This window comes from Bradyrhizobium sp. CCBAU 25338 (genome assembly GCF_028128965.1).
GTDB classification, from domain to species: domain Bacteria; phylum Pseudomonadota; class Alphaproteobacteria; order Rhizobiales; family Xanthobacteraceae; genus Bradyrhizobium; species Bradyrhizobium liaoningense.
The window spans coordinates 159,694-174,435 of record NZ_LFKY01000038.1 but is presented as its reverse complement, the minus strand read 5'-3'; the positions used below and the strand labels follow the sequence as shown (position 1 = coordinate 174,435).

13 protein-coding genes and 1 other RNA gene are annotated in these 14,742 nt (G+C 65.7%); 9 read left to right on the top strand and 5 right to left on the bottom strand.

Annotation, left to right across the window (positions count from 1 at the left end; all coding sequences use genetic code 11):
* The first annotated feature begins 142 nt into the window (after positions 1-142).
* The 5 genes from ACM42_RS21015 to ACM42_RS20995 all read left to right on the top strand — a co-directional run bounded on the left by ACM42_RS21015 (position 143) and on the right by ACM42_RS20995 (position 2,839).
* Positions 143-463 (top strand): DUF4164 domain-containing protein, encoded by a 321-nt coding sequence (locus tag ACM42_RS21015; protein WP_014439722.1) that lies wholly within the window; start codon positions 143-145, stop codon positions 461-463.
* On the top strand, positions 460-843 hold the full coding sequence (locus ACM42_RS21010) for a cell division protein ZapA (RefSeq protein WP_028182480.1): 384 nt from the start codon (positions 460-462) through the stop codon (positions 841-843). The genes ACM42_RS21015 and ACM42_RS21010 overlap by 4 nt, the downstream gene beginning before the upstream one ends.
* 250 nt (positions 844-1,093) lie before the next feature.
* A non-coding RNA gene (ssrS, locus tag ACM42_RS21005) (6S RNA) lies at positions 1,094-1,254 on the top strand.
* A gap of 186 nt (positions 1,255-1,440) precedes the next feature.
* Positions 1,441-2,037, top strand: a complete 597-nt coding sequence (locus ACM42_RS21000; protein WP_271529714.1) for a 5-formyltetrahydrofolate cyclo-ligase — start codon at positions 1,441-1,443, stop codon at positions 2,035-2,037.
* Positions 2,015-2,839 (top strand): TIGR00282 family metallophosphoesterase, encoded by an 825-nt coding sequence (locus ACM42_RS20995; protein WP_271529713.1) that lies wholly within the window; start codon positions 2,015-2,017, stop codon positions 2,837-2,839. The genes ACM42_RS21000 and ACM42_RS20995 overlap by 23 nt, the downstream gene beginning before the upstream one ends.
* Before the next feature lie 207 nt (positions 2,840-3,046).
* Here the strand turns inward: ACM42_RS20995 and ACM42_RS20990 are convergent, their stop codons facing one another.
* The 5 genes from ACM42_RS20990 to ACM42_RS20970 all read right to left on the bottom strand — a co-directional run bounded on the left by ACM42_RS20990 (position 3,047) and on the right by ACM42_RS20970 (position 11,167).
* Positions 3,047-4,390 carry a c-type cytochrome gene (locus tag ACM42_RS20990; protein ID WP_271529712.1) on the bottom strand — a complete coding sequence of 448 codons (1,344 nt, stop codon included), beginning with the start codon at positions 4,388-4,390 and terminating at the stop codon, positions 3,047-3,049.
* Positions 4,387-6,555: a xanthine dehydrogenase family protein molybdopterin-binding subunit gene (locus tag ACM42_RS20985; RefSeq protein WP_271529711.1), complete on the bottom strand. Its 2,169-nt coding sequence runs from the start codon at positions 6,553-6,555 to the stop codon at positions 4,387-4,389. The genes ACM42_RS20990 and ACM42_RS20985 overlap by 4 nt, the downstream gene beginning before the upstream one ends.
* An 8-nt stretch (positions 6,556-6,563) precedes the next feature.
* Positions 6,564-7,028, bottom strand: coding sequence for a (2Fe-2S)-binding protein (locus tag ACM42_RS20980; protein WP_271529710.1), 465 nt, complete (start codon positions 7,026-7,028; stop codon positions 6,564-6,566).
* An 847-nt stretch (positions 7,029-7,875) separates the two neighbouring features.
* A complete protein-coding gene (locus tag ACM42_RS20975) occupies positions 7,876-9,300 on the bottom strand; it encodes a methyl-accepting chemotaxis protein (protein ID WP_271529709.1) in 1,425 nt (474 codons plus the stop codon).
* 118 nt (positions 9,301-9,418) lie between these two features.
* A complete protein-coding gene (locus ACM42_RS20970; protein ID WP_271529708.1) occupies positions 9,419-11,167 on the bottom strand; it encodes a methyl-accepting chemotaxis protein in 1,749 nt (582 codons plus the stop codon).
* 204 nt (positions 11,168-11,371) lie between these two features.
* Between ACM42_RS20970 and ACM42_RS20965 the strand changes: the two genes are divergently transcribed.
* The 4 genes from ACM42_RS20965 to ruvB all read left to right on the top strand — a co-directional run bounded on the left by ACM42_RS20965 (position 11,372) and on the right by ruvB (position 14,723).
* Positions 11,372-12,118, top strand: a complete 747-nt coding sequence (locus tag ACM42_RS20965; protein WP_271529707.1) for a YebC/PmpR family DNA-binding transcriptional regulator — start codon at positions 11,372-11,374, stop codon at positions 12,116-12,118.
* A 133-nt stretch (positions 12,119-12,251) separates the two neighbouring features.
* Positions 12,252-12,779, top strand: coding sequence for a crossover junction endodeoxyribonuclease RuvC (ruvC, locus tag ACM42_RS20960; RefSeq protein WP_271529706.1), 528 nt, complete (start codon positions 12,252-12,254; stop codon positions 12,777-12,779).
* 142 nt (positions 12,780-12,921) lie between these two features.
* On the top strand, positions 12,922-13,539 hold the full coding sequence (gene ruvA, locus ACM42_RS20955) for a Holliday junction branch migration protein RuvA (protein WP_131871891.1): 618 nt from the start codon (positions 12,922-12,924) through the stop codon (positions 13,537-13,539).
* A 149-nt stretch (positions 13,540-13,688) separates the two neighbouring features.
* Positions 13,689-14,723, top strand: a complete 1,035-nt coding sequence (gene ruvB, locus ACM42_RS20950) for a Holliday junction branch migration DNA helicase RuvB (RefSeq protein WP_271529901.1) — start codon at positions 13,689-13,691, stop codon at positions 14,721-14,723.
* The last annotated feature ends 19 nt before the right edge of the window (positions 14,724-14,742 follow it).

Here is a 14,742-nt window from a genome sequence, read left to right as displayed (position 1 = left end):
AGTTTTGCGGCGGCGTTGCGCTGGGCTAGCTTGCCACGTAAATTTCTGCTTCTAACCGCTTGCCGAACCGAGTCTTTTGCCGGACGGCAAGCTCCAGGGAAAGGCCACTGGGCAAAGGCCGCCAGGTTCCGCCGCTGACTGCATGAACGATCGCGTGTCCAATAGCTCTGCCATGACGGAATCATCCGCCGTCGAGATCGAGATTGCGACCCGCAGGCTCACGGCCGCGCTCGACGCACTCGAAAGCGCGGTCGAGCGGCGACGCGATGCCGATCGCGACGAGAACGAGCTCGCGGCGCGGATCCAGGCGCTCGGCGCTGATCGCTCGCGTCTCGCCGACGAGCTCGACGGCGCGCTGGTGAAGGCGCGCAAGCTCGAGCGCACCAATCGCGAGATTTCCGACCGGCTGGATTCCGCAATCGTCACGATACGCTCGGTGCTCGATACCGGAGAGGACGGATGAGCCACATCAACGTCACCATCAACGGCCGGCAATACCGCATGGCCTGCGAGGAGGGCCAGGAGGTGCGGCTGCTCAAGCTCGCCGAGAGCCTGGAGACGCGCATCCAGTCGCTGCGCGGAAAATTCGGCGAGATCGGCGATGCGCGCCTCACGGTGATGGCGGCGCTGACGGTGTGCGACGAATTGATCGACGCCGGCAACCGCATCCGTACCATGGAGCAGGAGCTGGTCGAGCTCCGGGATTTCCGCAACGCCGCCGTCGAACGCGCCCGGATGACGCAGACCGCAGTGGTGAACGCGCTCAACGCCGCGGCCGAACGCATCGAGAAGTCGACCCAGGTCCTGAACCGGACCGTCGGAGGCGGCATCGCGATCGGGTAGGTGAAAGCCTCGATGGTTGCAACGAAGCTGGCGCACTCCCTCCCCCGCTTGCGGGGGAGGGCTGGGGAGAGGGTGTTTCGACAATCGAGAACCCCCCAAGAGGAGACAACCCTCACCCGGCGCGCTGCGCCGACCTCTCCCGCAAGCGGGAGAGGCTGAGCCAGCCCGCGGCGCGAGCGTTTCACCCAAACACCATCCGGTCTGATGTGCCGCACTGGCACTTCCCCAGTACAGTTGTTACATTGCCCAGGCGAGGCTGCGACGTGCGTCAGGAGCCATATATCCCCGGGGCCTTATCGATCCTTTAGGGAACTGTCCCTGGCCGGGCCCGTGGGCCCGGACATATGGTGCCCACCTACTTTCGTAGGGAACTCCGGGATCGAGTGCTTCAACGGCGTTCGCGGCTTCGTACTTTTGTCTGCTTGGTTTGTGCTTGTTGAAACGACTGCGGCCAGTTCAACAGGTGTCATGCCCCCCGAGTGCGCATTGCGCACGGGGCGGGGCATCCAGTACGCCGCGGCCTCTGTGTGAATCACCACCGCCTCTGGAATACTGGATCACCCGCACTCGCGGGTGATGACGTGGGGACCAAAGCGCATGTCCGCTTCCAAAGCCGAACTCCGTGCCAAGGCCCTCGCCAGGCGTGACGCGCTGAGCGACAAGAAGCGCATCGCCGCAGCCGCAAAACTCGCCAAGCGCGGGTTGCCGTTCGAGCTGCTGCCCGGCAGCATCGTCTCCGGCTATTCGCCGATCCGCAACGAGATCGATCCGATGCCGTTGATGCGAAAGCTCGCCGAGCAGGGCGCAAATCTGGCGCTGCCTTGCGTCACCGCGCGTGGCCAGTCGCTGATCTTCCGCATCTTCCATCCGAACGACCGCCTGATGCTCGGTCCGCTCGGCATTCCCGAGCCGTCGCCGGCAGCGGCCGAGGTCATCCCCGACATCATGCTGACACCGCTCGCGGCCTTCGACCGTCTCGGCCATCGCATCGGCTATGGCGCCGGGCATTACGATTTCACCTTCGCGCATCTGCGGAAAACGAAGCACATCATCGGCATCGGGCTTGCCTTTGCGGCGCAGGAAATCGAGGCGGTTCCGGCACTATCGCACGACGTCGCGCTGGATTATGTGCTAACGGAATCGGACGTGTTCGATTTCCGGAGTTCTGAAGTTGCGCATTCTCTTCGTGGGTGATGTCGTCGGCCGTAGCGGGCGCGAGGCCATCGCCGAATATCTGCCCGGCATGGTCAAGGACTGGTCGCTCGATTTCGTCGTCGTCAACGGCGAGAATTCGGCGGGCGGCTTCGGCATCACGGAAGCGATCTACCAGGAATTCCTCGAGGCCGGCGCCGATGCGGTGACGCTCGGCAATCACTCCTGGGACCAGCGCGAGGCGCTGGTGTTCATCGAGCGCGCCGATCGCCTGGTGCGTCCGGCGAACTATCCGCGCGGCACGCCCGGCCGCGGCGCCGCGCTGGTCGAGACCAAGAACGGCAAGCATGCCCTCGTCGTCAACGCTTTGGGTCGCGTCTTCATGACCCCGTTCGACGATCCCTTCGCGGCGCTCGAGCGCGAGCTCGGCGCCTGCCCGCTCGGCGTCGCCGCCGACGCCATCGTCGTTGATTTTCATTGCGAGGCGAGCAGCGAGAAACAGGGCATCGGCTTCTTCTGCGACGGCCGCGCCAGCCTCGTCGTCGGCACACACACCCATGTGCCGACCGCCGACCACCAGATCCTCGCAGGCGGCACCGCCTACATGACCGACGCCGGCATGACCGGCGATTACGATTCCATCATCGGCATGCAGAAGGAAGAACCGCTGCGCCGGTTCACATCGGGGATTCCGTCGGCCCGGTTCGAGCCTGCCGCGGGCGTGGCGACGCTCAGCGGCGTCGCGGTGGAGACGGATGACGCCACGGGCCTTGCGCTCAAAATTGCGCCGGTACGTGTGGGCGGAAGGCTGGAGCCGGCGACGCCGAAGTTCTGGCTGAGCTGAAGAACCACGCTCCACCCTAGGTGTCGTCCCCGCGAAGGCGGGGACCCATAACCCCAGGGAGAAGTTGTTGCACGAAGCTGGTAACTGCGAGTCTTCGCCAAACCACATCCTGTGGTTATGGGTCCCGGATCTGCGCTCCGCTTCGCTACGCTTGTCCGGGACGACAACGGAAATTGACGCGCGATCACGCATCAATCTCGCCATACGCTACTCCGCCGTCTGCTCCCTCAACTCCGCCACGTCCTTCGCCGTCAGCTTCGAGCCCTTCGTTCCGAACCGCGCCGTGACGTAGTTCGCCACCGCCGCGATCTCGTCGTCCGTGTAGGCCTTGCCGAATGCGGGCATCGACAGCGCGCCGTCAGGCGTGTGGCGCTTGGTGCCCGAGAGCACGATCTGCGCGACATTGGTGGCGGCGGGGTCGTTGACGGCCCAGGTGCCGGTGAGCGTCGCCATCGGCGACACCGGGCTCTCGCCGCTCCAGCCATGGCAGCTGGCGCAGGCGCTGGCGAACACCTGCTTGCCGCGGGCGTCCGCCGTGACGCCGTCGCGGTGCGAGGCGGGGGCGACCGGTGCCGTGGTGGCGGGCAGGTCGGGCGAAGGTTGCGGCGGCACGCTGCGCAGGTAAGCAACGATGCTGCGGATGTCTTCGGGGGCGAGCTTGCTCAAGCTGTGGTCGACCGCCTCACCCATCGGACCCGAGGCCGAGCCATGACCCGGCGCATGGCCGAGCGACAGATACGAGATCAGATCCTGGTCGCTCCAGTTGCCGAGGCCTGTGGCCTTGTCCGAGGAGATGTTGAAGGCGCGCCAGCCCGCCGTGATGGCGCCGGCGAACTTCCTGCGGTTGTCCAGCGCAAAGCCGAGATTGCGCGGGGTGTGGCACTCGCCGCAATGCGCCAAGGCCTCCGCAAGATACGCGCCCCTGTTCCACTCCGGGCTCTTCGAGGTGTCGGGCGCAAAGCGCGTGTCCGGATTGAATACCGCCGACCAGACGATCATCGCCCAGCGCTGGTTGAACGGGAACGACAGCGTGTTGTCCGGTGCCTTCGCGCGCACCGCCGGCAGACTGAACAGATAGGCTTTCACCGCCAGCACGTCCTCGTCGGTCATGAAGGTGTAGGACGTGTAGGGCATCGCCGGATAGAGCCGCGCGCCGTCACGGCGCTTGCCGTGCTGGACCGCGTTCAGGAAATCCTGGTCGCTGTAATTGCCGATGCCGGTGTCCTTGTCCGGCGTGATGTTGGTGGAATAGAGCGTGCCGAACGGCAGCTTGAAGGCGAGCCCGCCGGAGTACTCCTTCTCGCCCGGCTTGGTGTGGCAGACCATGCAGTCGGCGGCCTTGGCGAGATATTCGCCGCGCTCGACGATGCCGGCTTTCTCCAGCTTCGCCGGCACGCCGGTCGGCTTGCCCGCACGGTAATCCGCCAGCGCCACTTTCGTGTCGCCTGCGAAGTCGAGCGGACCGGGTCCGCGGATGATGAAGACGCCGAGCGCCACCGCGACAATGGCGATCACAACGAGACCTGCGAGGATACGCATCTTGCCGCTCATGCCTTCTTCCCCGCAGCCAGCAGTTTCCGATCGATCGGCAGGCGCCGCAGCGCCACGCCGGTTGCGGCATAGATCGCGTTGCGTAGCGCCGGCGGTCCGGCATTGACGCCGGCTTCGCCGATGCCGCCGGGCGCCTCGCCGCTCTTGACGACGATCACCTCGATCTTCGGCGTCTCGTTGATGCGCATCATGCGGTAGTCGTGGAAGTTCGACTGCTGCACGCGGCCCTTGTCGATGGTGATCTCGCCATAGAGTGCGGCCGTGAGCCCGAAGATCAGCCCGCCCTCGATCTGCGCCTTCACGGTGTCGGGGTTGACGGCAATGCCGGTGTCGACCACCGAGGTGATGCGGCGGAGCGTGATCTCGCCGATGTCGTCGATCTCGGCCTCCACCACCGTTGCGATGAAGCTCGCGAATGACGGCTGCACGCAGACGCCGCGGCCGACGCGCGGCGGCAGCTTTTGCCCCCAGCCGGATTTCTCCGCGACCTGGTCGAGCACCGCGAGCATGCGCGGATTCTTCGTCAGCATGGACTTTCGGAATTCGATCGGGTCCTTGCCCGCCTTGCGCGCGAGCTCGTCCATCGCGCATTCGACCGCGAACACGTTGTTGTTCGGGCCGACGCCGCGCCAGAAACCTGTCGGCACCGACAGTGGCTCCGCGCGGACATATTCGACATGGAAGTTGGCGAAGTCGTAAGGAGCATCCACCGCGGCGTCGATCGCGTCGATGTCGATGCCCTTCTGGAACGCCGGCGGCAGCCAGCGCGCCAGCACGGCGGAGCCGGCGACCTTGTACCTCCACCCCGCGACCTTGCCGTCGACCAGCGACGCCTTGATCTGGTCGCGATAGACCGGGCGGTAGACGTCGTGCTGGATGTCCTCCTCGCGGGTCCATACCACCTTCACGGGATAGTCGACCTGCTTGGCGATCTTCACCGCCGCCACCACCATGTCAGGCTCGAGCTTGCGGCCGAAGCCGCCGCCGAGCAGGTGATTGTTGACGATCACCTTGTCGATCGGCAGGCCCGCGGCTTTCGCGGCCTCCGACTGCACGCGCGTCATGATCTGCGTGCCGGTCCAGATCTCGCAGGAGTCGGGCTTCACGTGCACCGTGGCGTTGATCGGCTCCATCGAGGCGTGCGCCAGGAAGGGCAGCTCGTAGGCCGCCTCGAACTTGTCGCCGCTCGCGAGCGCCTTGGCGATGTCGCCGTCGGATTTTGCGACTGCGCCGTCCTTCTGGCTGGCCTTGCGCAGGTCGTCCCAGATGTCCTTGGTGGTGATCTCGGCGTTCGGCCCCTCGTCCCACTCGATCTTGAGCGCTTCGAGCCCCTTCTTGGCCGCCCACATGTGATCGCCGATCACGGCGACCATGTCCTCGAGCACGACGACCTTGCGCACGCCGGGAAGCTTCACCGCGGCGCTGTCGTCGACCTTGCCGACCTTGCCGCCGAATACCGGGCAGGCGGCGACGGTCGCGAACTTCATGCCGGGCAGGATCGCGTCGATGCCGTAGACGGCCTTGCCGTTGACCTTGTCCGGCGTGTCGAGCCGTTTCAAGGGCTGGCCGATGATGACGAAATCCTTGGGGTCCTTCAGCGCAGCGTCCTTCGGCGGCGTCTGACCTTGGGCTGCGAGCGCCAGCGTGCCGTAGGCGAGCCTGCGGCCGCTCGCTGCATGCGCGACCTCCCCCTTGGCGGCTGTGCAGCTTGCCGGATCGGCGCCCCATTCCGCGGCAGCCGCCTGCACCAGCATCGCGCGCGCGGTGGCGCCGGCCTTGCGCAGCGGCAGCCACCAGGCGCGGATCGAGTTGGAGTTGCCGGTGACCTGCAGGCCGAAGGTTGGGTTGCCGTAGAGCTTGTCGTCAGGCGGCGCGTGCTGGACCTCGACCTTGCTCCAGTCGGCATCCAGCTCTTCGGCGAGCACCGCGGAGATCGAGGTATAGGTGCCCTGGCCCATCTCGACCTGCGGCATGATCAGCACGGTGCGGCCGGTCTCGTCGATGCGGATGAAGGCATTGGGCGCGAACCTGCCCTCGGTGGTGTCGCGCGGCTGCACCGGCTCGTTGACCGCCGCGCGCAGCGGCAGATGGAAGGCGAGCAGGAAGCCGGTGGCGAGACCGCCGGTCAGCAACGCGCGGCGGGAGACGCTGTGATGTGCATTCATGGCGAACCTCAGGACTGGCGGCCGTTGGCGGCCTGCTTGATGGCCTCGCGGATGCGCACATAGGTGCCGCAGCGGCAGATGTTGCCGGCCATGGCGGCGTCGATGTCGGAATCGTCAGGATTCGGCGTCGTCGCCAGCAGCGCCGCAGCCGCCATGATCTGGCCGGACTGGCAGTAGCCGCACTGGATCACTTCGGCCTCCAGCCAGGCCTTCTGCACCTTGGCGCCGGCCGGCGTGCTGCCGACATGCTCGATGGTGGTTACAGTGCGATTCTCGACCGCGCTCACCGGCAGCACGCAGGAGCGCACCGCCTTGCCGTCGACATGCACCGTGCAGGCGCCGCACTGCGCGATGCCGCAGCCGAACTTGGTGCCGGTCATGCCGAGGATGTCGCGCAGCACCCAGAGCAGCGGCATTTCAGGTGGCGCGTCGAAGGATTTCGTTTCGCCATTGATGGTGAGAACAGTTGCCATATGCATTCCCTTGCTCGGCGATCGCTTGCGGCGATCACGTCGACGAATTTTGCGCGACGATAATCATATCGATGCGAAACGATGAAGCGTCGAAATTTCCGGCAATGCATATTTGCGCGGACGAGGCGTGAGGCCATGACGTTCACGAATTTGTGCGGCGATTGCTGCAAAGGTTTTGGGCCAACTGATATGATAATCGTCATGTTTTGACGCATTTTCATCGCGTGCGTCATCGACCGCCGCATATGATCGTGCGAACGCGCAAAATCATGCGAAGACGAAACTCGTGCGATTGTGAAAGTCGGGCGGATCTGCGTTGCACCAAAGCGGAATGGCTTTAGGTTGAATCGATGACCGCGGCGGCTCGTTCACCTCTCCCGCTTGCGGGAGAGGTCGGCGCGAAGCGCCGGGTGAGGGCTTTTTCCTCTTGGGGAGTGTCCCATTGCAGAAACACCCTCTCCCCGGCCCTCTCCCGCAAGCGGGAGAGGGAGTGCACCTTTGAGGTCGCAATCAGACCTGATCTCATCGCGCTTTACCCAACGTGCGATGATGTCATCGCGCCTGTTTGATCCGACTACAGGGGAGCGGTCAGAGGGGCTGCGCAGTCATTTCGGAATAGTCGCATTATGCCCCTGTTTTGCCTGACGGGTCAAGTGTGGGGCGCATTCCGCCCAGCACTCGAATCATCTCCACGTCGGGGGAAGAGGTGACCCGCGACCAGGTCTGATTTGATCGCCCTCTTGGCGCACGCCTAAGCCATTGATTTCGTACACTCCGGCTACTGTGCATGGGGTTGTTTTCGAGCTTTTTATCTTGGGGATGCGGGAGCGCCGTCGCGCAACGGTCGTCAGCTCTGGCGAAAACCCATCCGGAAGGCGCCCCAGTGCCTGCCGCGGATCACGATCGGCGAGGACAGATCCTTCATCAGCACAAACTGCCCGCCGCCCATGTCGCGGCGGTAGGTCTGCAGCAGGAACGGCTTCGTGCTGCCTGCGACCTTCTTCACCGTGCGGTCGGTGAACAGGCGGCGGTTGCGGCAATTGGCGTTATTCCAGACCGGGTCCTTGCCCTGCGGCAGGCGGTAGTTCGGATTGTGGGTCGGCAGATAGCCGCTCCTTGCCCAGGCGACGCAGTAGACGATGCGCGGATCCGATTTCTGGATCGGGTCCTGGATCGCGGGCAGCACGCGATCGGTGAATTCGACGTAGTCGGTGAGGTACTGTCTTGGATCGGTGCCGGGGATCTCCCGGTAGTTCTCGTCCATGAGCTGGTCGAGCGTGATCTCGCCGCGGTCGATCGCAGCCTCGAATTCGGCGGAGATGCGCTTGGCGGTCTCGACCACCACGCGGATCAGCGGCGTGTCCGACGTCTCCACGCCGCTGTCGGCGATCAGCGCGATCAGGCCTTCGGACGCGTCGAGCAGCTTCGCCACCCGCTCGTCGGCATTCTTGAGATCGCGCGAGGACAGGTCGACGCCCTTGGCGAGCTCGTCGAGCTCGCTGATGACGGTGTCGCAATGTCCGAGATTGGAGGTCGCCGCGCGCGTGACGCTGCCGATCTCCGCTTCCACGGAGGCAAAGCCCTGCTGGACCCGTGAGATGATGCCGGAGATCTGCTGGGCGCCTTCGCCGGCGGTCTTGGCGCGCTGCGAGGCGTCGCTGCTCTCGCCGATCAGACCTTCGATCTGGCCGTCGAGATCGCGCACGGTGTCGGAGATCTGGTGCGTGGCCTGGCGGGTGGCTTCCGCGAGGTTCTTGACCTCGCTCGCGACCACCGCGAAGCCGCGGCCGGCATTGCCGGCGCGTGCCGCTTCGATGGTTGCGTTCAGCGCGAGCAGATTGGTCTGCTTCGCGATCGCCTCGATCGAGCCGGATACCTTCGCCACCTGCGCCAGTGCCGAGCCGACGGCGCTCAGGCGCGCCTCGATCCGCTCCACGGCTGCGACGAGCTCCGAGATATGGCTGACCGCGGTGTCGACGGCGCTACGCGATTGCGCGATCTCGCCGACCGCCGCCGACGTCGTCGTTTGCACGGCCTGCGATGCGTTGGCGATGTCGTGGTTGGCCGAGACCATCGTCTCGGCCGTCCTCTGCAGGTGGTGGAACCGTTCCGACTGGCTCGCGACGCGGCTTGCGACTTCCTGGACGTTGCCGGCGATGTCGGCGAGTTCCACGCCAAGGCCGCCGATGCGGTCGGCGAGCTGATCGATCAGCCGCTCGGCGAGCGTCCGGTTCGATCCGGTATCCAATACTGCAAGCTGTGCCTGGGACATGTACGGGCTCTCTCCAGTCAGGGCCGTTGATCGGCTCTCGGCGGCATTCCCATTCCAGTTTCGGCTTAGAGGATGATTCGCGGCCGGTGTCTTGTCCAAGAGTGCACTCGAGAGAGCGCTACAGCTTGTAAGCCGTGCGGAAGCCGCCCCAGTGACGGCCCTGCACGCGGATCGGGACGTCGATCTCGCGCATCATCACCGTGTTCCCGTTGCCCATGTCGCGCGCATAGCTCTGAACCAGGTACGAGCGCAGGTTGCGCGCGGCAGCCAGCCCCGCCGGATCGTTGAATATCCGCCGGTTGCGGCTGTTGGCCGTGTTCCAGGCGGCGTCGCCCGGCCGCTGTGGATGCGAATAGATCTTGTTGTGCACCGGCAGGAAGCCGTTGCGGTCGACCATGGCGCAGAACGCCATCCGCGGCTCCCTCGCCAGAAAGGCTTCCTGGAACGGCGGCAGGGCGCGGTCGGCCCAGTCCAGATATTTCGTGCGGTATTGCTGCGGATTGGTGCCCGCAATTTCCACGTAGTCCGTGTCGAACAGGTCCTCCATCCTGACCTCGCCGCGCGCAACCGCCTGCTCGAATATCTTCGTCAGCGCATTGCCGGCCTCCATGGCACGGGTGACCAGCTCCGTGTTCTCCTCATGGATCGACCAGAGCTTGTCCTCGATCTTCTCGCCGAGCGCGGCGCTGGGACCAACGAATTGCGCGCGGGCGCCGGCCTTGGATTGCTCGACCACGCGCAGGCGGCAGGCGCCGATGTCCTCGAGGGTGCCTTCGATCATCGCCTGCGGTGCGAGCCTGCCTGCATCCACGCCGCCGATCAGCACGCCATCCATCGCGATTTCATAGACCGGCATCACCCCGCGCGTGGTTTCGAACTTGAGATGGCAGGGCAGCCGCTCGGTCTTGCGGCGGTCGTCGTGCTCGCTCTGGCCGAGCAGCACGGCGCAGCGCGATTTCAGCTTTTGAGCAAAAGTGGTGACGGCCTTGCCGGCACTGGCGACGCTCTCGCCATGGGTCTCGGCCGCCTTGGTCGCGGCATCGATCTCGGCCGCGCTCTCGCCGACCGAGGCGATGAACTCCGAAGCGCTCGCGGCATTTCCGGAGACTTCGCTGGTCGTGGCGTTCTGCTCGGCGACCGCGCCGTTGACGGTGTCGAAGACCGGGCGGATCGCCTCGATCGCCTGCGAAATGCGGTGCACGGCATCAGCCGAACCGGCGGCGTCGCGCTGGAGCGCGTCGATCTTCCTGGTGATCTCTTCCGTCGCGCCCTGGGTCTGGACCGCGAGCGCCTTGACCTCGGTGGCGACGACCGCAAAGCCTCGGCCCGCATCGCCCGCGCGCGCGGCCTCGATGGTGGAGTTGAGCGCGAGCAGCGTCGTCTGCCGCGCGATCTGTGCGATCAGATTGACGACATTGCCGATGGCCGCGGAGGATTCGCGCAGGCGCTCGACATTGGCGCGGGCTTCCTGCGCCGCGGCGCTGGCCTCGTCGGCGAGCTTGCCGGCATTGCGGACCTGCGCGCCGATTCCTTGCGCGGACTGGGTGAACTTGTCGGCGGCATGGGCGAAGGTGGAGGCGGTCGACTGCGCCGCGTTGGTCCGGCCGGTCAGGGCGTCGGTGCGGTCGCGAATGGCGGCAAGCGTCGCGGCGGTCGCCTCGGCGCCTCCGGCCACCGAATTGGCGGCGCGTTCGAGCTGGCGGATCATCGCGCCTAGCTCGAGTTCCAGCAGTTCCAGGATTTCCCGGGCCGAATCACTTTCGGCGGCCGGGGCGGGCGCGGAATGGGCCGCCGGCTGCGGAGCCTCCAGGGCTGTCGCAGGCGCAGCCTGGTCCGGCAGACGCTTCCGAAATATTCCGAACGCCATCGGGCCTCTCTTGTCGGAGAACGGTCGGGCGCTATTTTCGCAACCCGGAATGAAATCAGGGTTAACGGTGCCTGACCTCTAGGCACGGGCTAGTACGGTGTTACCTTAAAGTCGTAGAGCCTCTTTCATTCCGGTGGGTTGGCGGCCTATAAGGCCGCGCTTCCCACGCTCACCTTGGCGCACGATTCCTTAACGAGACCACGCATGGCCGGACATTCCCAATTCAAGAACATCATGCACCGCAAGGGGCGGCAGGATGCCCAGAAGTCGAAGCTGTTCGGCAAGCTGGCGCGGGAAATCACCGTCGCCGCCAAGCTGGGGACGCCTGATCCGGCCATGAACCCGCGTCTGCGCGCCGCCGTGATCGCCGCGCGCCAGGAGAACATGCCGAAGGACAATATCGAACGCGCCATCAAGAAGGCGCTCGGCAGCGACGGCGAGAACTATGACGAGATCCGCTATGAGGGCTACGGCCCTGGCGGCGTCGCCGTCATCGTCGAGGCGCTGACCGACAACCGCAACCGCGCCGCTTCCGACATCCGCTCCTTCTTCACCAAGTCCGGCGGCAATCTCGGCGAAACCGGCTCGGTGTCGTTCATGTTCGACCGCACGGGCGTCATCGAATATGACCGCAGCGTCGCCTCCGACGACGCCATGCTGGATGCCGCGATCGAGGCCGGCGCCGACGACGTGATCTCGGGCGAGAACGGCCACGAGATCTACGCCTCGACCGAAGGCTATCGCGACGTCGCCAAGGCGCTGGAAGCCAAGTTCGGTGAGCCGCGCAAGGCCGCGCTGATCTGGAAGCCGCAGAACACGGTCGCCGTCGATGACGAGACCGCCGAGAAGCTTTTCAAGCTGATGGATTTGCTCAACGAGCACGACGACGTCCAGAACGTCTACGCCAACTTCGAGGTGTCCGACGCACTGATGGCGAAGATGGGCGGGTAGGCGCTTTCGCGTCCCGGACGCGCTGCAGCGTGAAACGCTGCTGCGTCGCGCCCGGGGCACGAGACCCCACTTCCTCTGTTACTTCCGTTCTGTTTCTGTTTCCCCCGCGGCGGCCAGCCGCTATCACTGGCCCATGACTGCGCTCCCGATTCGTGGCCCCGTTCGCATCATCGGCATCGACCCCGGCCTGCGCCGCACCGGCTGGGGCGTGATCGAGGCCGAGGGCAACCGGCTGATCTACGTGGCCTGCGGTTCGGTGGAGCCGCCGGACGATTTGCCGCTGTCGAGCCGCCTGCTCGCGATCCATGAGGGGCTCGCGGCCGTTCTCTCCGACCACCAGCCGATGGAAGCCGCGGTCGAGCAGACCTTTGTGAACAAGGACGGCGTTGCCACGCTGAAGCTCGGCCAGGCCCGCGGCGTCGCCATGCTGGCGCCCGCAATGTTCGGCATCAGTGTCGCCGAATATGCGCCGAACCAGGTCAAGAAGACGGTGGTCGGCGCCGGTCACGCCGACAAGCAACAGATCGCGATGATGCTGAAGATATTGCTGCCGAAAGCCGAGCCGCCGTCCGCCGACGCGGCCGACGCGCTCGCCATCGCCATCACCCACGCCCATCACCGCCAGAGCACCGCGCTCCGGCTGAAGGTGGTGGGGATATGATCGGTCGTTCCCTGTCACCGCCGTCATGCCCGGACTTGTTCCGGGTATCCACGTTCTTTCTTGCCGGGGGCAAAGACGTGGATGGCCGGGTCAAGCCCGGCCATGACGAAAGAGAAGCGTGTGTCGCGACCGGGGACCTGAGATGATCGGCAAGCTCAAGGGCCTGATCGATTCCTACGGCGAGGATTTCGTCATCCTCGACGTCGGCGGTGTCGGCTATCAGGTGCATTGCTCGTCGCGCACCTTGCAGCATCTGCCGTCGCCGGGCGAAGCGGCCGTGCTGTCGATCGAGACCTACGTCCGCGAGGACCAGATAAAACTGTTCGGCTTCCGCACCGATCAGGAGCGCGAATGGTTTCGCCTGCTCCAGACCGTGCAGGGCGTCGGCGCCAAGGTTGCGCTCGCCGTGCTCGGCACGCTCGCGCCGGCCGATCTCGCCAATGCCATTGCGCTGCGCGACAAGGCGGCGGTGGCGCGCACGCCCGGCGTCGGCCCCAAAGTCGCCGAGCGCATCGTCACCGAGTTGAAGGACAAGGCGCCGGCCTTCGCCAATGTCGATCCGGCGGTCGTGCATCTCGCCGGCGCCGTCGACGACCAGCGCGCGCCGCGGCCCGTGGCGGATGCGATCTCCGCACTGGTCAATCTCGGCTACGGCCAGCCGCAGGCGGCTGCGGCGATCGCGTCGGCCTCGCGTAGTGCGGGCGAGAATGCCGAGACCGCGCAGCTCATTCGACTGGGCCTCAAGGAGCTCGCGAAGTGAGCGCGTCAATGGTCAATCTCGTAGGGTGGGCAAAGCGAAGCGTGCCCACCATCTTTCGAATGATCGGAGACATGGTGGGCACGGCGCCTAGGGCGCCTTTGCCCACCCTACGAGGAGTTCGCTGAGTGAGCGATCCCAAGGCCAACCGCATGGTTTCGCCCGAGCGCCGCAGCGATGATGTGGGCGACACCGCGCTGCGTCCGCAATCGCTGTCCGATTTCGTCGGACAGCAGCAGGCGCGCAAGAACCTCTCGATCTTCATCGAGGCGGCGCGCAAGCGTGGCGAGGCGCTGGATCACGTGCTGTTCGTCGGTCCACCCGGCCTTGGCAAGACCACGCTGGCGCAGATCGTGGCCAAGGAGCTCGGCGTCGGTTTCCGCGCCACCTCGGGGCCGGTGATCGCCAAGGCCGGCGATCTTGCTGCACTCCTCACCAATCTCGAAGAGCGCGACGTGCTCTTCATCGACGAGATCCATCGCCTCAGCCCCGCGGTGGAAGAGGTGCTTTATCCTGCGATGGAGGACTTTCAGCTCGACCTCATCATCGGCGAGGGCCCGGCGGCGCGCTCGGTGAAGATCGAGCTGTCGAAATTCACCCTAGTCGGCGCCACCACGCGCGCCGGCCTGCTCACCAATCCCTTGCGCGACCGCTTCGGCATTCCGGTCCGGCTCAACTTCTACACCATCGAGGAACTGGAAAGCATCGTCAGCCGCGGCGCGCGCGTGCTCAATGTCGGCATGACCGCTGACGGCGCCAACGAGATCGCGCGGCGCGCCCGCGGCACGCCGCGCATCGCCGGGCGGCTGCTCAGGCGCGTGCGCGATTTCGCTTCCGCGGCCGATGCCGACAAGATCGACCGCAAGATCGCCGACCACGCGCTGAGCGCGCTCGAGGTCGACGCGGCTGGGCTGGATGCCATGGACCGCCGCTATCTCTCGACCATCGCGCTCAACTATGGTGGCGGTCCGGTCGGTGTCGAGACGATGGCCGCCGCGCTATCCGAGCCGCGCGATGCCATCGAGGACATCATCGAGCCCTATCTGATCCAGTGCGGCTATCTCCAGCGCACCCCGCGCGGCCGCCTGCTCACCTCGCACGCCTTCCGCCATCTCGGCCTCGCTGAACCCAACCGCGATCCGGCCCAGTTCGGCCTGTTCGGCACCGACCAATCCGAGGACGACTGACTGCCGCAACCGGTGAACC

Coding starts and splice junctions, on each gene's coding strand:
- ACM42_RS21010 (WP_028182480.1), top strand. CDS start 460: ATGAGCCACATCAACGTCACCATCAACGGCCGGCAATACCGCATGGCC.
- ACM42_RS21000 (WP_271529714.1), top strand. CDS start 1,441: ATGTCCGCTTCCAAAGCCGAACTCCGTGCCAAGGCCCTCGCCAGGCGT.
- ACM42_RS20980 (WP_271529710.1), bottom strand. CDS start 7,028: ATGGCAACTGTTCTCACCATCAATGGCGAAACGAAATCCTTCGACGCG.
- ACM42_RS21015 (WP_014439722.1), top strand. CDS start 143: ATGAACGATCGCGTGTCCAATAGCTCTGCCATGACGGAATCATCCGCC.
- ruvC (WP_271529706.1), top strand. CDS start 12,252: ATGACTGCGCTCCCGATTCGTGGCCCCGTTCGCATCATCGGCATCGAC.
- ACM42_RS20965 (WP_271529707.1), top strand. CDS start 11,372: ATGGCCGGACATTCCCAATTCAAGAACATCATGCACCGCAAGGGGCGG.
- ACM42_RS20985 (WP_271529711.1), bottom strand. CDS start 6,555: ATGAATGCACATCACAGCGTCTCCCGCCGCGCGTTGCTGACCGGCGGT.
- ACM42_RS20990 (WP_271529712.1), bottom strand. CDS start 4,390: ATGAGCGGCAAGATGCGTATCCTCGCAGGTCTCGTTGTGATCGCCATT.
- ruvB (WP_271529901.1), top strand. CDS start 13,689: ATGGTTTCGCCCGAGCGCCGCAGCGATGATGTGGGCGACACCGCGCTG.
- ACM42_RS20970 (WP_271529708.1), bottom strand. CDS start 11,167: ATGGCGTTCGGAATATTTCGGAAGCGTCTGCCGGACCAGGCTGCGCCT.
- ACM42_RS20975 (WP_271529709.1), bottom strand. CDS start 9,300: ATGTCCCAGGCACAGCTTGCAGTATTGGATACCGGATCGAACCGGACG.
- ruvA (WP_131871891.1), top strand. CDS start 12,922: ATGATCGGCAAGCTCAAGGGCCTGATCGATTCCTACGGCGAGGATTTC.